The organism is Acidovorax sp. LjRoot204 (assembly GCF_056175785.1).
Window position 1 is genome coordinate 1 of sequence record NZ_JBGFFF010000092.1, and the last position, 19,074, is coordinate 19,074.

General features: G+C 60.7%; 12 protein-coding genes and 5 tRNA genes. 2 read left to right on the top strand and 15 right to left on the bottom strand.

Annotation, left to right across the window (positions count from 1 at the left end; all coding sequences use genetic code 11):
• Positions 1-103: 103 nt before the first annotated feature.
• The 15 genes from rpoC to AC04MI_RS16230 form a co-directional block, all read right to left on the bottom strand.
• Positions 104-4,339 carry a DNA-directed RNA polymerase subunit beta' gene (gene rpoC, locus AC04MI_RS16160; protein ID WP_056745839.1) on the bottom strand — a complete coding sequence of 1,412 codons (4,236 nt, stop codon included), beginning with the start codon at positions 4,337-4,339 and terminating at the stop codon, positions 104-106.
• Between the two features lie 21 nt (positions 4,340-4,360).
• Complete coding sequence (gene rpoB, locus AC04MI_RS16165) at positions 4,361-8,473, bottom strand: DNA-directed RNA polymerase subunit beta (protein ID WP_436078223.1); 4,113 nt, start codon at positions 8,471-8,473, stop codon at positions 4,361-4,363.
• Positions 8,474-8,739: 266 nt separating this feature from the next.
• Positions 8,740-9,117: a 50S ribosomal protein L7/L12 gene (gene rplL, locus AC04MI_RS16170; protein ID WP_008907085.1), complete on the bottom strand. Its 378-nt coding sequence runs from the start codon at positions 9,115-9,117 to the stop codon at positions 8,740-8,742.
• 40 nt (positions 9,118-9,157) lie between these two features.
• Positions 9,158-9,682, bottom strand: coding sequence for a 50S ribosomal protein L10 (gene rplJ / locus AC04MI_RS16175; protein ID WP_034695835.1), 525 nt, complete (start codon positions 9,680-9,682; stop codon positions 9,158-9,160).
• Between the two features lie 241 nt (positions 9,683-9,923).
• The gene (gene rplA, locus AC04MI_RS16180; protein WP_056059944.1) at positions 9,924-10,619 is read right to left on the bottom strand and encodes a 50S ribosomal protein L1; all 696 of its coding nucleotides are present in this window, start codon (positions 10,617-10,619) and stop codon (positions 9,924-9,926) included.
• Positions 10,620-11,051, bottom strand: coding sequence for a 50S ribosomal protein L11 (gene rplK / locus AC04MI_RS16185; protein ID WP_008907082.1), 432 nt, complete (start codon positions 11,049-11,051; stop codon positions 10,620-10,622).
• A 160-nt stretch (positions 11,052-11,211) separates the two neighbouring features.
• Positions 11,212-11,808 carry a transcription termination/antitermination protein NusG gene (nusG, locus tag AC04MI_RS16190; protein WP_015012231.1) on the bottom strand — a complete coding sequence of 199 codons (597 nt, stop codon included), beginning with the start codon at positions 11,806-11,808 and terminating at the stop codon, positions 11,212-11,214.
• Positions 11,805-12,191: a preprotein translocase subunit SecE gene (gene secE, locus AC04MI_RS16195; RefSeq protein WP_056641821.1), complete on the bottom strand. Its 387-nt coding sequence runs from the start codon at positions 12,189-12,191 to the stop codon at positions 11,805-11,807. The genes nusG and secE overlap by 4 nt, the downstream gene beginning before the upstream one ends.
• A 91-nt stretch (positions 12,192-12,282) precedes the next feature.
• A tRNA-Trp gene (locus AC04MI_RS16200) sits at positions 12,283-12,358 on the bottom strand.
• Between the two features lie 15 nt (positions 12,359-12,373).
• Positions 12,374-13,564, bottom strand: coding sequence for an elongation factor Tu (tuf, locus tag AC04MI_RS16205; RefSeq protein WP_099731469.1), 1,191 nt, complete (start codon positions 13,562-13,564; stop codon positions 12,374-12,376).
• A 74-nt stretch (positions 13,565-13,638) separates the two neighbouring features.
• Positions 13,639-13,713 (bottom strand) — tRNA-Thr (locus tag AC04MI_RS16210).
• 60 nt (positions 13,714-13,773) lie between these two features.
• A tRNA-Gly gene (locus AC04MI_RS16215) sits at positions 13,774-13,847 on the bottom strand.
• A gap of 74 nt (positions 13,848-13,921) precedes the next feature.
• Positions 13,922-14,007 (bottom strand) — tRNA-Tyr (locus AC04MI_RS16220).
• 102 nt (positions 14,008-14,109) lie between these two features.
• Positions 14,110-14,185: transfer RNA gene (locus tag AC04MI_RS16225), tRNA-Arg, on the bottom strand.
• A gap of 70 nt (positions 14,186-14,255) precedes the next feature.
• Positions 14,256-14,912, bottom strand: a complete 657-nt coding sequence (locus tag AC04MI_RS16230; RefSeq protein WP_056059092.1) for a TetR family transcriptional regulator — start codon at positions 14,910-14,912, stop codon at positions 14,256-14,258.
• Positions 14,913-15,098: 186 nt separating this feature from the next.
• Between AC04MI_RS16230 and AC04MI_RS16235 the strand changes: the two genes are divergently transcribed.
• Complete coding sequence (locus tag AC04MI_RS16235; RefSeq protein WP_436079299.1) at positions 15,099-16,394, top strand: efflux RND transporter periplasmic adaptor subunit; 1,296 nt, start codon at positions 15,099-15,101, stop codon at positions 16,392-16,394.
• Between the two features lie 13 nt (positions 16,395-16,407).
• Positions 16,408-19,074: efflux RND transporter permease subunit (locus AC04MI_RS16240; protein ID WP_476498155.1), on the top strand; the 2,667-nt coding region annotated here is incomplete at its 3' end.

Sequence of the window (19,074 nt, forward strand, 5' to 3'; positions counted from 1 at the left end):
GAAAAGACACGCGTCCATCAAAAACGCCCCCGGCCTGCCTGGGACAGGACGGGGGCGCTGTGGCGACCGCAGCAGGGCCTGGGGGAGGCCTTGCTGTTTTCTATCAGTCTGCCGCTGCGTCTGTGGCAGTGACGCTGCCACTGTCCACATCCGAGGCGTCCGACTGGGCTGCCATTTCGGCGGCTTCGGCTTCGGCAATGGCGCGGCGCTCGGCGTCGTCCATGGCGTCCTTGGCCTTGCGTGCCTGGTGGTAGGCCAGACCCGTACCGGCAGGGATCAGGCGACCCACGATCACGTTTTCCTTCAGGCCACGCAACTCGTCGCGCTTGCCCATGATGGCGGCTTCGGTCAGCACGCGCGTGGTTTCCTGGAAGGACGCGGCGCTGATGAAGCTGTCGGTGGACAACGATGCCTTCGTGATACCCAGCAACAGGTTGCTGTAGGTCGCAGGGATCTTGCCCTCGGCCTGCAGTGCCTCGTTGGTGTTGAGGATCTCGGAGCGCTCGACCTGCTCGCCGGCAATGTAGTTCGACTCGCCGACGTTCTCGACCACGACGCGGCGCAGCATCTGGCGAACGATCACCTCGATGTGCTTGTCGTTGATCTTCACGCCCTGCAAGCGGTACACGTCCTGCACTTCATCGACGATGTAGCGCGAGAGTTCTTCGATACCCAGCAAACGCAGAATGTCTTGTGGGTCGGCCGGGCCGTCCACAATCGATTCGCCCTTGTTCACCACCTGGCCTTCGTGCACCAGGATGTTCTTTTCCTTGGGCACGAGCTCTTCGAACACGCGACCTTCAGGGTCAGTGATCTGCAGGCGAACCTTGCCCTTGGTTTCCTTGCCGAACGACACGGTACCGGTCATTTCGGCCAGGGTGCCCTTGTCCTTCGGTGTACGGGCTTCGAACAGCTCGGCCACGCGGGGCAAACCGCCGGTAATGTCGCGGGTCTTCTGGCCTTCGACCGGAATACGCGCCAGCACTTCGCCGGGGCCCACGTCCTGGCCATCGCGCACCTGGATCAGAGCACCGACCTGGAAGCCGATGGTCACCGAGTGGTCGGTACCAGGGATCTTCACTTCGTTGCCCTGGGCGTCGATCAGCTTCACCTGCGGACGCACCACCTTCGCGGCACCACGGCGCTTCGGATCGATCACCACCAGCGTGGACAGACCGGTCACTTCATCGACCTGCTTGGCCACCGTCAGGCCTTCTTCGACGTTCTCGAACTTGGTCTGGCCGGCGAACTCGGTGATGATGGGTCGCGTCAGCGGGTCCCAGTTGGCCAGGATCGTACCGGCCTTGATCTGCTGGTCGGCCTTCACCGTCAGCGTCGCACCGTAAGGCACCTTGTGGCGCTCACGCTCGCGGCCATGCTCGTCCTGGATGATGATTTCACCCGAACGTGCAATCACCACCAGCTCGCCCTTGGTGTTGCTCACGTAGCGCATCGTGGCGTTGAAGCCGATCACGCCGTTGGACTTGGCTTCCACGCTCGACGCGATGGCTGCACGCGAAGCGGCTCCACCGATGTGGAACGTACGCATGGTCAGCTGCGTGCCGGGCTCGCCGATGGACTGGGCAGCGATCACACCCACGGCTTCGCCGAGGTTGATCAGGCCACCGCGGCCCAGGTCGCGGCCGTAGCACTTGGCGCACAGGCCGTAGCGGGTTTCGCAGGTCAGGGCCGTGCGCACCTTCACTTCGTCCACGCCAGCGGCTTCGAGCTCTTCGATCAGGTCTTCGTCCAACATCACACCAGCTTCGACCAGCACCGCGCGGTTCTCGGGGTGCAGTACGTCCTCAGCCGCAGTGCGGCCCAGGATACGCTCGCGCAGCGATTCGATCACTTCACCGCCTTCGACGATGGCGCGCATCAGCGAACCATTGGCCGTGCCGCAATCCTCTTCGGTCACAACCAGGTCCTGCGTCACGTCCACCAGACGGCGGGTGAGGTAACCGGAGTTCGCCGTCTTCAGCGCCGTGTCGGCCAGACCCTTACGGGCACCGTGGGTGGAGATGAAGTACTCCAGCACGTTCAGACCTTCGCGGAAGTTCGCGGTAATGGGCGTCTCGATGATCGAGCCGTCTGGCTTGGCCATCAGACCCCGCATACCCGCCACCTGACGGATCTGGGCCGCAGAGCCGCGGGCACCGGAGTCGGCCATCATGTAGATGGAGTTGAAAGACTCCTGGTCCACTTCCTTGCCGTGGCGGTCGGTGACCTTTTGCTTGGACAGCTGGGCCATCATCACCTTGGACACTTCGTCGCCGGCCTTGCCCCAGATATCCACCACCTTGTTGTAGCGCTCGCCAGACGTCACCAGACCGGACACGTACTGCTGTTCGATCTCTTTGACTTCCTTCTCGGAGCGCTCAATGATGCCGGCCTTCTGCGGAGGCACCAGCATGTCGTCGATGGCAATGGAGATACCGGCGCGCGTAGCCAGGCGGAAACCGTTTTGCAGCAGCTTGTCTGCAAACACCACGGTTTCTTTCAGGCCGCACTTGCGGAAGCTCACGTTGATGAGCTTGGAGATTTCCTTCTTCTTCAACGCCTTGTTCATGTTGCTGAACGGCAGGCCCTTGGGCAGGATCTCGGACAGCAGTGCGCGGCCTGCAGTGGTTTCCACCAGCGAGGTCGAGGGCACAAACTCGCCCGTGGCCTTGTCCTTGGTCCACTCGGTCATGCGCACCGTGATCTTGGCAGCCAGTTCGACCTGGCCAGCGTCCAGGGCACGCTGCACTTCGCCGGTGTCAGCGAACACCAGGCCTTCACCCTTGCCGTTGATACGGTCACGGGTGGCGTAGTACAGACCCAGCACCACGTCCTGCGAAGGCACGATGGAGGGTTCGCCCGAGGCGGGGAACAGCACGTTGTTGGAGGCCAGCATCAGCGTGCGGGCTTCCATTTGTGCTTCCACCGACAGCGGGACGTGCACAGCCATCTGGTCACCGTCGAAGTCGGCGTTGAAGGCCGCGCAGACGAGGGGGTGCAGCTGGATGGCCTTGCCTTCGATCAGGATGGGTTCAAAGGCCTGGATGCCCAAACGGTGCAGCGTGGGTGCACGGTTCAGCATCACGGGGTGTTCCTTGATGACCTCTTCCAGGATGTCCCACACCACGGGGGTGCCGGATTCGACTTCCTTCTTGGCGGCCTTGATCGTCGTCGCGATGCCCATGGCTTCGAGGCGCGAGAAGATGAAAGGCTTGAACAGCTCCAGCGCCATCAGCTTGGGCAGACCGCACTGGTGCAACTTGAGCGTTGGGCCCACGGTGATCACGGAACGACCGGAGTAGTCCACGCGCTTGCCCAGCAAGTTCTGGCGGAAACGGCCGGACTTGCCCTTGATCATGTCGGCCAGCGACTTCAGCGCACGCTTGTTGGCGCCCGTCATGGCCTTGCCACGGCGGCCGTTGTCCAGCAGCGAGTCGACGGCTTCCTGCAGCATCCGCTTTTCGTTGCGGGCGATGATTTCAGGGGCCTTCAGCTCCAGCAGGCGGCGCAGACGCGAGTTGCGGTTGATGACGCGGCGGTACAGGTCATTCAGGTCGGAGGTCGCGAAGCGGCCGCCGTCCAGCGGCACCAGCGGACGCAGGTCCGGTGGCAGCACGGGCAGCACTTCCAGCACCATCCACTCGGGCTTGATGCCCGACTTCTTGAAGGCTTCGAGCACCTTCAGGCGCTTGGCGTTCTTCTTGACCTTGACTTCGGAGCCGGTCAGGTCACCGCGCAGGCGTTCGATCGACAGGTCGATGTCGATGGATTCCAGCAGGTCCTTGATGCCTTCGGCGCCCATCTTGGCGATGAACTCGTCGCCGTATTCCTTGCGCTTGGCGTCGTAGTCGTCCTCGGACATGATGCTGAACTTCTTCAGCGGGGTCATGCCGGGGTCGGTCACCACGTAGGCTTCAAAGTACAGCACGCGTTCGATGTCGCGCAGCGTCATGTCGAGCACCAGGCCCAGACGCGAAGGCAGCGACTTCAGGAACCAGATGTGAGCGCAAGGTGCGGCCAGATCAATGTGGCCCATGCGCTCGCGACGCACCTTGGTCTGCGTGACTTCAACGCCGCACTTCTCGCAGATCACACCGCGGTGCTTGAGGCGCTTGTACTTGCCGCACAGGCATTCGTAGTCCTTGATAGGACCAAAAATCTTGGCGCAGAACAGACCGTCACGCTCGGGCTTGAATGTGCGGTAGTTGATGGTTTCGGGCTTCTTCACTTCGCCGAAAGACCACGAACGGATCTTCTCGGGCGAAGCCATGCCGATGCGGATGGCATCGAAATGCTCGTCCGGCGTGAATTGCTTGAACAGGTCGAGTAGCGATTTCATAGTGACTCTTTCCTTTTCTGCTTAGGAGCGTTCCAGCTCGATGTCCAGGCCCAGCGAACGGATTTCCTTGACCAGCACGTTGAACGATTCCGGCATGCCGGCTTCGATGGCGTGTTCGCCCTTGACGATGGACTCGTACACCTTGGTACGGCCCACGACGTCGTCGGACTTCACGGTCAGCATTTCCTGCAGCACGTAGGCGGCGCCGTAAGCTTCCAGCGCCCACACTTCCATTTCCCCGAAACGCTGGCCACCGAACTGCGCCTTACCACCCAGCGGCTGCTGCGTGACGAGCGAGTAAGGACCGGTCGAGCGGGCGTGCATCTTGTCGTCCACCAAGTGGTGCAGCTTCAGGTAGTGCATGTAGCCGATGGTGGTCGGGCGCTCAAAGCGCTCGCCCGTGCGGCCATCAAACAGATAAGCCTGTGTGCGGGTCGGTGTCAGGCCCTTGCGCTCAGCAATATCGTCCGGGTAGGCGATCTTGAGCATGTCCTTGATTTCGTCTTCCGAAGCACCATCGAACACGGGGGTGGCGTAAGGCACACCACTCGTCAGGTTTTCCGCCATGGCCATCAGGTCGTCGTCGCTCAGTTGCGACAGGTCTTCCTTGCGGCCGCGCGAGTTGTACACCTCTTCTAGGAAGGTGCGCAGCTCGGACGCCTTGGCCTGCTCCTGGAGCATGTTGCCAATGCGCTGACCAATGCCCTTGCCGGCCCAGCCCAGGTGGACTTCCAGCACCTGACCAATGTTCATCCGCGAGGGCACGCCCAGCGGGTTCAGAACGATGTCGGCAGGCGTGCCGTCGGCCATGTAGGGCATGTCTTCGACCGGAACGATCTTGGACACCACACCCTTGTTACCGTGGCGGCCGGCCATTTTGTCGCCAGGCTGCAGACGGCGCTTGACGGCAAGGTACACCTTGACCATCTTGAGCACGCCAGCAGGCAGCTCGTCGCCTTGCGTGAGCTTCTTGCGCTTTTCTTCAAAGGCCAGGTCGAAGCTGTGGCGCGTTTGCTCCAGCGCGTTCTTGATGGATTCGAGCTGGGTGGCGACTTCGTCTTCCGCAGGGCGGATGTCGAACCAGTGGAACTTTTCGACGGAAGCCAGATAGGCCTTGTCGATCTTCGTGCCCTTGGCGAGCTTCTGTGGACCGCCGTTGGCCACGCGGCCGGTCAGCAGCTTCTCGATACGATCAAAGGCGTCGGCCTCCACGATGCGCAGCTGGTCGTTCAGGTCCAGACGGAAGCGCTTGAGTTCATCGTCGATGATCTGCTGGGCGCGCTTGTCACGCTGGATGCCTTCGCGGGTGAACACCTGCACGTCGATCACGGTGCCGGACGACCCCTGGTCCACGCGCAGCGACGTGTCCTTCACGTCGGAAGCCTTCTCGCCGAAGATGGCGCGCAGCAGCTTCTCTTCAGGCGTGAGGGTGGTTTCGCCCTTGGGCGTGACCTTGCCGACCAGCGTGTCGCCGGGTTGCACTTCGGCGCCCACGTAGATGATGCCGGACTCGTCCAGACGGTTCAGTTGCTGTTCCGACAGGTTCGGAATGTCGCGTGTGATTTCTTCTGCACCCAGCTTCGTGTCGCGAGCCATGACCACCAGCTCTTCGATGTGGATCGAGGTGTAGCGGTCTTCCGACACCACGCGTTCGGAGATCAGGATCGAGTCTTCGAAGTTGTAGCCGTTCCAGGGCATGAACGCGATCAGCATGTTCTGGCCGATGGCGATTTCGCCAAAGTCCGTCGATGCACCGTCGGCCACGACGTCACCCTTGACCAGCTTGTCACCCTTCTTGACGATAGGACGCTGGTGGATGTTGGTGTTCTGGTTGGAACGCTGGTACTTGATAAGGTTGTAGATGTCCACACCCACTTCACCGGCCACGGCTTCGTCGTCGTTCACGCGGACCACGATACGGGTGGCATCCACGTAATCCACGATACCACCACGTGTAGCGGTCACCACGGTGCCCGAGTCCACAGCGGCGACGCGTTCGATGCCCGTACCGACCAGGGGCTTTTCAGGACGCAGCACAGGCACGGCCTGGCGCGACATGTTGGCGCCCATCAACGCGCGGTTCGCGTCATCGTGCTCCAGGAATGGCACCAGCGAGGCTGCCACCGACACGATCTGCGCGGGCGACACGTCCATGTACTGCACGCGATCTGCGCCGCACAGAATCGACTCACCCTTTTCACGGGCTGAGACCAGTTCACCCGTCAGACGACCGTCCTTGTCGAGCTGCGCATTGGCCTGCGCAATCACGTATTTGCCTTCTTCGATCGCCGACAGATAGTCGATGTCGTTGGTCACCTTGCCGTCCACCACACGACGGTACGGGGTCTCAATGAAACCGTACTCGTTCAGGCGGGCGTACAGAGCCAGCGAGTTGATCAGACCAATGTTCGGACCTTCAGGCGTTTCGATAGGGCAGACGCGACCGTAGTGGGTCACGTGCACGTCACGCACTTCGAAGCCTGCACGTTCACGGGTCAGACCGCCTGGGCCGAGGGCAGATACACGGCGCTTATGCGTGATTTCCGCCAGCGGGTTGGTCTGGTCCATGAACTGCGACAGCTGCGAGGCACCGAAGAATTCCTTCAGGGCGGCCGAGATCGGCTTGCTGTTGATCAGGTCGTGGGGCATCAGCGGCTCTTGCTCGGCCTGGCCCAGACGCTCCTTCACGGCCTTTTCGATACGTGCCAGGCCCGTGCGGTACTGGTTTTCGGCCAGTTCGCCCACGCAGCGCACGCGGCGGTTGCCCAAGTGATCGATGTCATCGACTTCGCCGTTGCCGTTGCGCAGGTCCACCAGGATCTTGACCACGGCCAGGATGTCTTCGTTGGACAGCACCATGGGGCCAGTGGATTCGTCGCGGCCAATCTTGGCGTTGAACTTCATGCGGCCCACGCGCGACAGGTCGTACGTGTCGGGGTTGTAGAACAGGCGCTGGAACAGGGCCTGCACGGCGTCTTCTGTCGGCGGCTCGCCGGGGCGCATCATGCGGTAGATGGCCACGCGTGCAGCGAACTCGTCCACCGTTTCATCGATGCGCAGGGTCTGCGAGATGTAGGCGCCTTGGTCCAGTTCGTTCGTGTAGATGACCTGCAGGTCTTGCACGCCGGCAGTGCGCAGCTTCTTGAGCAGCGCTTCGGTCAGTTCTTCATTGGCCTTGGCGATGATTTCGCCCGTGTCGGCGTCCACAATGTTGCGAGCGACCACACGGCCAATCAGGAAGTCTTCTGGCACGCTGATGTGCGTGGTGCCAGACTGCTCCAGTTCGCGGGTGTGACGGGCCGTGACGCGCTTGTCCTTGGCCACAACCACCTTGCCCGACTTGTCGGTGATGTCGAAGCGTGCCACTTCGCCACGCAGGCGCTCGGAGACAAACTCCATTTGCGCACCGCTGTCCATCAAACGGAAGTTGTCGTTGACGAAGAAGTTCGCCAGGATGGACTCGGGGTTCAGGCCGATGGCCTTGAGCAGAATCGTGACCGGCATCTTGCGGCGACGGTCCACGCGGAAGTACAGGATGTCCTTGGGGTCGAACTCGAAGTCGAGCCAGGAGCCGCGGTACGGGATGATCCGAGCCGAGAACAGCAGCTTGCCCGAGCTGTGGGTCTTGCCCTTGTCATGCTCGAAAAACACGCCTGGCGAACGGTGCAGCTGCGACACGATCACGCGCTCCGTGCCGTTGATGATGAACGAGCCCTTGTCGGTCATCAGGGGCACTTCCCCCATGTAGACCTCTTGCTCCTTCACTTCCTTGACCACCTTGGACTGCGACGTCGAGGACTCGCGGTCATAGATGATCAGTTGCACCTTCGCGCGCACTGCCGAGGCGAACGTCAGACCACGGGTCTGGCACTCACGCACATCGAAGGCAGGCTTTGCCAGGTTGTACTCAATGAACTTCATCTCCACAAAACCGTTGTGGGAGACGATAGGGAAGGCAGCGTCGAATGCAGCCTGAAGGCCTTCGATGGTTCTTTTCTGGGGTGCTGTATCTGCCTGCAGGAAAGCGGTGTATGCGTCCTTCTGCATCTGCAGCAGATAAGGAACTTCGAGCACGCTATCGCGGGTGCCGAAACTTTTGCGAATTCGCTTGCGTTCGGTGTAGGAATAGGCCATGAGATCTCCGGGCAAAGACATGAGTCCTGGGTCTTCGACGACTGACCCGCAAGGAGCGTGGTCCTTACGGGCTTGGCGGTTGGCCACTACCAACCATGGCGGACGGTGATGCGTTGCACATCACCCGAACCAAGGCGTCTTCTGCTGTCGGGGTTGTCAGAAGACACTCGAAAGCCTCGTTGCAGACGGGGCTTACGGGTGCTCTCTGAAAGCACCAAAGGCTGGAGGCCCTTTGAGGAGCACTCCAGCCCTTGAGCAAGACCGAATTACTTGAGTTCGGCCTTGGCGCCGGCTTCCACCAGCTTCTTGACGGCTGCTTCGGCGTCGGCCTTGGCAATGCCTTCCTTGACGTTCTTGGGAGCGCCGTCCACCAGGTCCTTGGCTTCCTTGAGGCCCAGGCCGGTGATTTCGCGCACTGCCTTGATGACGGACACCTTGTTGGCGCCGGCTTCGGTCAGCACCACGTTGAATTCCGTCTTTTCTTCAGCAGCAGCGGCGCCAGCACCACCACCAGCGGCAGCAGGAGCAGCCATAGCTGCAGCGCTCACGCCAAACTTCTCTTCAATGGCCTTCACCAGGTCATTGAGTTCCAGAACCGTCATGCTGTCCAGCGCGGTCAAAAATGCGTCTTTATCGAATGCCATTTTGATTTCCTAACAATTGTGTTGGTTGACTGCCCAGCTATCAAGCTGCTGCAGGTTCGGCGGCCGGTGCGGCTGCGCCTTCGCCTTTTTTCGCCGCCAGTGCGCCCAGCACAACGGCTGTACGCGACATGGGGGACATAAGCAAGCCACAAATCTGAGCCAGCAGAACTTCCTTGGAAGGAATGTTGGCCAGTTGCTTCACGCCGTTGACGTCCAGGGCTTTACCACCGAAAGCGCCACCGCGAATCACCAACTTGTCGTTGGTCTTCGCAAAGTCAGCCACCACTTTCGCGGCAGCCACGGCGTCTTCGGAGAAGCCATAGATCAGGGGACCGGTCATCTGGTCTGCCACCACGTCAAACTGGCTGCCTGCCACAGCACGGCGGGCCAGGGTGTTCTTCAGAACACTCAGGCTCACACCCTTGCTGCGAGCATCAACGCGCAGTTTGGTCATGTCGGCGACCGTGATGCCACGGTATTCCGCGATCACAAGCGTTTGAGCTTTAGCGGCGAGGCTGGTCACTTCACTGATGACCGCTTCTTTCTCACTGCGATTAAGACTCAAGGTCTACTCCTTAAATTGCGCACTCAGGCTTGCACCCTCCTGCGCGCTCTTGTTGCAGCGACCAACTGTTTCGGAACGAATTCCATCTGCAGCGGGATCGCCATCTGCGTTGGCCCCGCAAGGGGATTAAGTGCGGCGAACCACACACCAACGGTCTTGGATGGCCTGCAGGCAGGTATTGCACCACCCACAGCCCACCACATCAGGCCCTTTGAAAAAGGCCCGAAGATTTCAATCGCAATTACGCTGCGATGGATTGCGTATCCACGCGGACGCCAACGCCCATCGTGGAGGACACAGCGACCTTGCGCAGGTACAGACCCTTGCTCGAAGCTGGCTTGGCCTTGTTCAGTGCATCGATCAGCGCAGCCAGGTTGCCTTGCAGCTTTTCGTTGTCGAACGAACGGCGGCCAATGGTGCTGTGCACGATACCGGCCTTGTCCACGCGGAATTGCACCTGACCAGCCTTGGCGTTCTTCACAGCCGTGGCAACGTCAGGAGTCACGGTGCCAACCTTGGGGTTAGGCATCAGACCACGAGGGCCCAGAATCTGGCCCAGCGTACCCACAACGCGCATAGCGTCGGGGGCAGCAATCACCACGTCGAAAGGCATGTCACCAGCCTTGACCATGGCAGCCAGGTCGTCCATGCCAACGATGTCAGCACCCGCAGCCTTGGCTTCTTCGGCCTTGGCGCCTTGTGCAAACACAGCGACACGGGTCGTCTTGCCAGTGCCATTGGGCAGCACCACGGCGCCACGCACCACTTGGTCCGACTTCTTGGCATCGATGCCCAGTTGCACTGCCACGTCGATGGATTCGTCGAACTTGGCCGTTGCAGCTTCTTTCACGAGCGCCACTGCGTCTGCAAAAGCGTACAGCTTGGTGCTGTCAACCTTGCCCTGCAGGGCCTTTTGCTTTTTCGTCAACTTGGCCATTTACAAACCCTCCACCGTCACGCCCATCGAGCGTGCGGAACCAGCCAGCGTACGGACAGCAGCGTCAACGTTAGCGGCGTTCATGTCCTTCATCTTGGTCTTGGCGATCTCTTCGAGCTGTTCGCGCGTGATCTTGCCAACCTTGGTCTTCAGGGCATTGGAAGAACCCTTTTCGAGCTTGATGGCCTTCTTGATCAGAGTCGTCGCAGGCGGCGTCTTGATGATGAAGGTAAAGCTCTTGTCTGCGAACGCCGTGATGACCACGGGCAGTGGCAGACCTGGCTCCACACCTTGGGTCTGCGCATTGAATGCCTTGCAGAACTCCATGATGTTGAGGCCACGTTGACCCAGTGCTGGGCCGATCGGTGGGGATGGATTGGCCTTACCAGCTGGAACTTGCAGCTTGATAAAACCGACGATTTTTTTCGCCATGCTTTACTCCTGACGGGTCATAACGCTTGTGTTGCACCATGCAGCCACCAGCTCCCCGGGTTAACGACTCACTGTCACGACATCCGCACCGAGCCGAAAAGTGCGGCGTCTAAAATCATTGCCCTGACTGCCGAGGCAGTCAGGCTTGTGATCGACAGATTTATGTCTTTTCGACCTGTCCGAACTCCAACTCCACAGGGGTCGAGCGACCGAAAATCATCACAGAGACGCGCACGCGACTCTTTTCGTAATTGACTTCCTCGACAGAGCCATTGAAGTCCGTGAAAGGACCTTCCTTGACGCGCACCAACTCGCCCACCATGAACTCGATCTTGTGGCGTGGTTTGTCGGTGCCTTCCTGCATCTGGCTGACGATCTTTTGCACTTCGTCTTCCGAGATGGGGGCAGGCCTGTTCTTGGCACCGCCCACGAAACCCGTGACCTTGTTAGTGTGCTTCACCAAGTGCCAGGTGTCGTCATCCATCACCATCTCAACGAACACATAGCCAGGGAACAAGCGACGCTCCGTCGTCTTGCGTTGGCCGTTCTTCATTTCCACGACTTCTTCGGTCGGCACCAAGATCCGACCAAATTTGTCTTGCATGCCAGAACGGCCGATGCGCTCCTGAATGTTGCGTTCGACCGCTTTTTCCATGCCTGAATAGGCATGGACAATGTACCAGCGCAGGTCTGGATTGGCCGAGGCAGAAGCGCCTGCAGGAGCTTGTGCTCCCGTGATTTCCGCAGCGGTCGTCATGACTTTCTCCAACCCAAAATCAAGTCGTACAAGACCCACTCCAGCGTCTTGTCCGTGAACCACAGAAAAAGCGCCATGATGACCACAAAGGCAAACACATAGGCCGTCATCTGCAAGGTTTCCTTGCGCGTAGGCCAGACCACCTTTTTCACTTCGCGCCATGCGTCTTTGGCAAACGCGACGAATTGACGCCCCGATTCCGACACCAAAAACACCGCCGCAGCCGCAACCAGCCCGACGATCAATGCCGCCCACTGCACGACAGCGCCTTGCTTGCTCAACAAATAAAAGCCCGCAACGGAGGCAATGACCAACGCCACTACCGCTGCGAGCTTGGCCTTGTCTGCGCCTGTATTGACAGTTTCAACCTGTGAAGTGGCCATCTTTGAGTATTTCCTGCTTCCTAGTCACGGCATCACTTAAGACACCGAAGCCCGCCAGGGTCTGGCGGGCTTGTTGGGGGCCACATTCAAGTGGCAGGGGCAGTAGGAATCGAACCTACAACCTTCGGTTTTGGAGACCGACGCTCTGCCAATTGAGCTATACCCCTGTATACCTTGCTTGATTAAGCAATGATCTTGGCCACGACGCCAGCGCCCACGGTACGGCCGCCTTCGCGGATAGCGAAGCGCAGACCTTCCTCCATGGCGATGGGATTGATCAGCTTCACAGTGATCGACACGTTGTCACCAGGCATGACCATTTCCTTGTCGGCTGGCAGCTCGATGGCGCCAGTCACGTCGGTCGTGCGGAAGTAGAACTGGGGACGGTAGTTGTTGAAGAAAGGAGTGTGGCGACCGCCTTCGTCCTTGCTCAACACATACACCTCAGCCGTGAAGTGGGTGTGGGGCTTGATCGAGCCGGGCTTGCACAGCACTTGGCCACGCTCCACGTCTTCGCGCTTGGTACCGCGCAGCAGCAGGCCGACGTTGTCGCCAGCTTGGCCTTGGTCCAGCAGCTTGCGGAACATTTCCACGCCGGTGCAGGTGGTCTTTTGCGTGTCGCGGATACCCACGATTTCGATTTCTTCGCCGACCTTGATGATGCCGCGTTCCACGCGACCGGTCACCACGGTGCCACGGCCGGAGATGGAGAACACGTCTTCCACAGGCATCAGGAAGGCACCGTCCACAGCGCGCTCTGGCGTGGGGATGTAGGTGTCCAGGGCTTCGGCCAGCTTCATGATGGCTTCTTCACCCAGCTTGCCCTTGTCGCCTTCCAGGGCGAGCTTGGCGGAGCCACGGATGATGGGGGTGTCGTCGCCTGGGAAGTCGTACTTGTCCAGGAGTTCGCGCACTTCCATTTCGACGAGTTCCAGCAGTTCTTCGTCGTCCACCATGTCGCACTTGTTCAGGAACACGATGATGTAAGGCACGCCCACTTGGCGAGCCAGCAGGATGTGCTCGCGGGTCTGGGGCATTGGGCCGTCAGCAGCGGAGCAGACCAGGATAGCGCCGTCCATCTGGGCAGCGCCGGTGATCATGTTCTTCACATAGTCGGCGTGGCCGGGGCAGTCCACGTGAGCGTAGTGGCGGTTGGCCGTTTCGTATTCCACGTGGGCGGTGTTGATCGTGATACCGCGGGCCTTTTCTTCGGGCGCAGCGTCGATCTGGTCGTAGGCCTTGGCTTCGCCGCCGAACTTGGCGGACAGCACGGTAGCGATAGCTGCCGTCAGCGTCGTCTTGCCATGGTCCACGTGACCGATCGTGCCCACGTTCACGTGGGGCTTGGTCCGCTCGAATTTTCCTTTTGCCATTTTTCCGACTCCGAAAAAAATCTAAATCAACACAACAGGATCTCGGCGCAACCAGAACCGGACGCACCAGAAAATGGTGCCCATGGCGGGAATCGGACCCGCGACCTCTCCCTTACCAAGGGAGTGCTCTACCACTGAGCCACATGGGCAATTGGCGCCGCTCGCACAACACCAAAAATCTCTACTCAAAAAACCAGCACAACAAACAATGGAGCGGGAGACGGGAATCGAACCCGCGTCATTAGCTTGGAAGGCTAGGGTTCTACCATTGAACTACTCCCGCGCAGACCACCGGCCTTTGCGAACCCAACTTTGCACTCACAAAGTCAAGCATCACTCTCAACACTGCTCACTCACTGGTGGAGGGGACTGGATTCGAACCAGTGTAGGCGTAAGCCAACAGATTTACAGTCTGCCCCCTTTAGCCACTCGGGCACCCCTCCGGAGAATTTCGAATTATAGCACCAAATTTTTACGCGTTCAGAAATTAAACGCATTTGACGCTCTTCACAAACGCTGTAAGCGCTCGCTGCTGCATGTACCGTTGGTGCGGCTGGCGGGGATCGAACCCACGACCCTTGGCTTCGGAGGCCAATACTCTATCCACTGAGCTACAGCCGCATACCTCTGATTGACGCAGCCTTTGATTATTGCACGCGGCAAGCATCCAAACAAAAAAAAGCCCTGGCGCTCAGCCCCCGCAGGATGCAGCAGGCACTTTCGCCCCGACCAGCGACAACCCCACACCACGCAAAAATGCGTCGGTGCTGGCGCCACCTACGCCAATGAGATCAAAGCCACCGTCATTCAGAATCCAGTTGCGGATCAGCCCATCAAAAAGGGCATGCAGGCTGATGGCCGCATCCATCGCCGACATCGACAGCACCACCCCTTGCGACTCAGCAGCCAGCGCAAAGTCGCGCGCCAGCTGCTGCGTAAACCCTTCGGAGGCAGCCACATGGCGCTCGCGCAGCCCCATCAGCTCGTTCACGTATTCCACCTTGTACAACGCAATCTCGAAAACCCTTCGGGTGTGCTCGTCCGAGGCCACACTGCGCAGCACCAGCGCCATCACCGCCCGAAGGCGTTGCACAGGATCAGCGCAGGTGCTGTCTTCAAAACTGGCAAAACCCTGTTCCAGCGGCAGCGTGACACGGTCCATCATGGCGCTAAACAGATCCACCTTGTCCTTGAAGTGCCAGTAGATCGCACCACGCGTGGCTCCCGCCGCCTGGGCAATATCACTCAGCGACGCGCGGGACACCCCTTTTTCCCGAAACACCAACTCAGCCGCATCGATCAACCCGTTGCGGGTTGCGATTGCATCTTCTTTTGTCCGGCGCGCCATAGTCAAACATCCTGTTGAGTCTCCAAAACCCCTACGACTGCCTAGGGGCATCTGCAGCAGTCGACAATTATACATTCATGTCTGTATGTATAATTTCTGATCAAACTGTCGGGGCATTGAGCGAAGCGCTCCAGACCTCCCACTTTTTCCAGATCCCTTTTTTTGACGCCCACCCAAAGGACTCTCATGCCTCAACTGCGTGACGCATCCGGCACCCCTTACTTGCGTGCCACCACCACCCTACGAGTACTTTCGCTGGCTGCCATCAGCGCAGCAGTACTGCTTGTGTCCGCCTGTGGCAAGGCCGATGGACAGGCCGCCGGGGCAGGCGGTCCCAAGCCGCCCCCGGTCGAAGTGGGAGTCGTTACCGCCACGCCCGGCGACGTGGGGCTGATCACCGAACTGCCTGGCCGCGTGGAGGCGTCTCGGGTGGCCCAAGTGCGCGCACGGGCCGCCGGCATCCTTCAGCAGCGCGTGTTCAAGGAAGGTAGCGACGTCAAGGCCGGGCAGTTGCTGTTCCGCATTGATCCCGCTCCCTACGCCGCAGCGGCAGAGAGCGCGCGCGCCAGCCTCGCCAAGGCCCAGGCCAATCTGGCACAGGCCAGCGCACAAGCTGAGCGCTATCGCCCCCTGGTTGCAGCCAATGCCATCAGCAAGCAGGACTTTGTAAACGCAGAGGCGGCCGAGAAACAAGCCCAGGCCGACGTGGCGGCCGCCCAGGCTGCTGTGCGCACCGCCGACATCAACCTCAGCTATGCCAGCGTGACCTCCCCCATCTCCGGCCGCATTGGCCGCGCACTGGTCACCGAAGGCGCCTTGGTCGGCCAGGGCGAAGCGACCGCATTGGCTGTGGTGCAGCAGATTGACCCGGTGTACGTGAACTTCACCCAATCGGCCGGTGACGTCTTCCAACTGCGGCGCGCTATGGAAAGTGGGCAGTTCAAGCGCGCTGGCGGCAGCCAGGCAGCCAGCGTCAAGCTGGTGCTCAGCGACGGATCTGAATACGCACAAGCTGGCAAGCTGCTGTTCACGGACTTGTCGGTGGACTCCACCACCGGCCAGGTCACCCTGCGCGCAGAGGTGCCCAATCCCAAGGGCGAGTTGCTGCCCGGACTGTATCTGCGTGTGCGGATTGAACAGGCACAGGCCAGCAACGCCATCACCCTGCCCCAGCAGGCTGTCACGCGCACCCAGCAGGGCGACACGGTCAGCGTGGTTGGCGAGGACGGCAAGGTGTCGCAGCGCACCGTCAAGATCAGTGCCGCACAGAACAACCGCTGGGTGGTGCTGGACGGTCTGAAGGCGGGTGAAAAAGTGATGATGGACGGCTTCCAGAAGCTGCAGATGCTGCCTCCCGGAACCCCGGTAAAGCCCGTTCCATGGCAAGCACCAGGCACGCCTGCGCCGGCAGCAGCGACTGCCTCAGCGCCAGCCTCCGCAGAGGCGCCGGCAGCGCCCGCTTCGGCCGCATCCAAGCCATAAGGGGCAATCCAGCATGGCCAAATTTTTCATTGACCGCCCCATCTTTGCGTGGGTGATTGCGCTGTTCATCATGGTGATGGGCGGCGTAGCCATCACGCAGCTACCCATTGCACAGTACCCGCCGGTGGCACCACCGTCCATCGTCATCAACGCGGCCTACCCCGGCGCATCGGCGCAAACCCTCGAAGACAGCGTGCTGTCGGTCATCGAACGCGAGATGAACGGCTCCCCCGGGCTGATCTACATGGAATCGGTCGCGCAGGCCGATGGTTCCGGCAGCATCACGCTGAGTTTCCAGCCCGGCACCAATGCCGACCTGGCGCAGGTGGACGTGCAAAACCGGCTTTCACGGGCCACGCCGCGTCTGCCTTCTGCCGTGACACAACAGGGCGTTCGCGTGGACAAGTCGCGCTCCAACTTCCTGCTGTTCACTATGCTGTCGTCTAGCAACCCGGCCACCGACACCGTGGCCTTGGGTGACTATGCGTCGCGCAACGTGGTGCCAGAACTGCAACGCCTTAAGGGTATTGGCCAGGCCCAGCTGTTTGGCACGGAGCGCGCCATGCGCATCTGGATCGATCCGGCCAAGATGGTGAGCTACAACCTGTCGGCAGCAGAGATCACCGCCGCCATCCGCGCCCAGAACGCCCAGGTGGCCAGCGGCACCATTGGTGACCTGCCCAATGTCGCGGGCCAAGGCATTGCCGCCACCGTGGTGGTCAATGGGCAACTGTCCAGCGTTGAACAGTTCGGCAACGTCGTGCTGCGTGCCAACACCGATGGGTCCACCGTGCGCATCAAGGATGTGGCGCGTGTGGAACTGGGCGGCCAGGCGTACGCCACCGCCGCACGCCTGAACGGAAAGCCCGCCGTGGGCATCGGCGTTCAGTTGTCGCCCAGCGGTAACGCACTGGAGGCCGCCAAGGACGTACGCGCGAAGATGGATGAGCTGTCACGCTACTTCCCCGAAGGTATGAGCTGGAGCATTCCTTACGACAGCTCGCGCTTCGTGGACATCTCCATCAAGCAGGTCGCAGAAACCCTGGTCGAGGCCGTGGTGTTGGTGTTCCTGGTGATGTTCCTGTTTCTGCAGAACTGGCGCTACACCATCATCCCGACGATCGTGGTGCCGATTGCGCTGCTGGGTACGTTTGCCACACTGCTGGCGCTGGGGTTCTCGATCAACGTGCTGACCATGTTTGGCATGGTGCTGGTGATCGGCATCGTGGTGGACGACGCCATCGTGGTGGTGGAGAACGTTGAGCGCATCATGAGCGAAGAAGGCCTGTCGCCGCTGGAAGCCACGCGCAAGGCCATGCGCCAGATCTCGGGCGCCATCATTGGCGTGACGGTGGTGCTGATCTCAGTGTTCGTGCCGCTGGCATTTTTTGCAGGGTCCACGGGCAACATCTACCGCCAGTTCTCGGCGGTGATGGTGGCATCCATTGGCTTCTCAGCCTTCATGGCCCTGTCGCTCACACCGGCACTGTGCGCCACCCTGCTCAAGCCGGTCGAGGCGGGGCATCACCACGAGAAGACTGGCTTCTTTGGCTGGTTCAATCGCGGCTTTTCGCGCACTGCCAAAGGCTATGAGGGCTTTGTGGCCCGCATGCTGCGGCGCGCCGCGCGTTACCTGGTGATCTACGCAGCCATCATCGGCGCCGTGACCGTGGTCTACATGCGCCTGCCGACCTCGTTCCTGCCCAGCGAAGACCAGGGCAACATCATCGTCAACGTGCAATTGCCACCGGGCGCCACGCAGGAGCGTACGCTGGCCGTGATGGAGCAGGTCGAAGGCTTCATCCTGAAGCAGCCTGAAGTGCAAAGCATGGTGGGCGTGCTGGGCTTCAGCTTCTCCGGCCAGGGGCAGAACGCGGCCCTCGCGTTTGTGACCCTCAAGGACTGGAGTGAACGCCATGGCCCCGGCCAGTCGGCACAAGACGTGGCCAACCGGGCCTTCGGTGCGCTGATGGGTATTCGCGATGCGTTCATCTTTCCGCTGAGCCCGCCTCCCATTCCCGAGCTGGGCAACGCCAGCGGCTTCACATTCCGCCTGCAAGACCGGGGCGGCGCAGGACACGAAGCCCTGGTGAAAGCCCGCAACCAACTGCTGGGCATGGCCTCGCAGAGCAAGGTGCTGACGCAGTTGCGCCCCGATGGTCTGGAAGATGCGCCCCAGCTGCAAATCGACATTGACCGTGACAAGGCCAACGCGCTGGGCGTGCCCTTCGACGCCATCAACTCTGCGCTCTCCACAGCGCTGGGCTCCAGCTATGTGAACGACTTCCCGAACCAGGGCCGCCTGCAGCGGGTGGTGGTGCAGGCCGATGCGCCGGCGCGCATGCAGCCCGACGATCTGCTGCAGATCAATGCCACCAACAGCCAGGGCAAACCGGTGCCGCTGTCGGCGTTCGCAACCACGCGCTGGGTGACCGGCGCGCAGCAAACCGTGCGCTACAACGGCTACCCCGCCATGCGTATTTCCGGCTCGCCAGCGCCGGGCTACAGCACGGGAGCTGCCATGGCCGAGATGGAGAAGCTCGCGGGCCAACTGCCCCAAGGCTTCGGTTTTGAATGGACCGGCCAGTCGCGCGAAGAAAAGCTGGCAGGCTCGCAGTCGCTCATCCTGTACAGCTTTGCCATCCTGGCGGTATTCCTGTGCCTGGCTGCGCTGTACGAG

Bases quoted from the DNA above. Each gene is read 5' to 3' on its own strand.
- tuf (WP_099731469.1), bottom strand. From the start codon at position 13,564: ATGGCAAAAGGAAAATTCGAGCGGACCAAGCCCCACGTGAACGTGGGC.
- rplA (WP_056059944.1), bottom strand. From the start codon at position 10,619: ATGGCCAAGTTGACGAAAAAGCAAAAGGCCCTGCAGGGCAAGGTTGAC.
- AC04MI_RS16235 (WP_436079299.1), top strand. From the start codon at position 15,099: ATGCCTCAACTGCGTGACGCATCCGGCACCCCTTACTTGCGTGCCACC.
- rpoB (WP_436078223.1), bottom strand. From the start codon at position 8,473: ATGGCCTATTCCTACACCGAACGCAAGCGAATTCGCAAAAGTTTCGGC.
- rplL (WP_008907085.1), bottom strand. From the start codon at position 9,117: ATGGCATTCGATAAAGACGCATTTTTGACCGCGCTGGACAGCATGACG.
- rpoC (WP_056745839.1), bottom strand. From the start codon at position 4,339: ATGAAATCGCTACTCGACCTGTTCAAGCAATTCACGCCGGACGAGCAT.
- AC04MI_RS16230 (WP_056059092.1), bottom strand. From the start codon at position 14,912: ATGGCGCGCCGGACAAAAGAAGATGCAATCGCAACCCGCAACGGGTTG.
- secE (WP_056641821.1), bottom strand. From the start codon at position 12,191: ATGGCCACTTCACAGGTTGAAACTGTCAATACAGGCGCAGACAAGGCC.
- rplK (WP_008907082.1), bottom strand. From the start codon at position 11,051: ATGGCGAAAAAAATCGTCGGTTTTATCAAGCTGCAAGTTCCAGCTGGT.
- nusG (WP_015012231.1), bottom strand. From the start codon at position 11,808: ATGACGACCGCTGCGGAAATCACGGGAGCACAAGCTCCTGCAGGCGCT.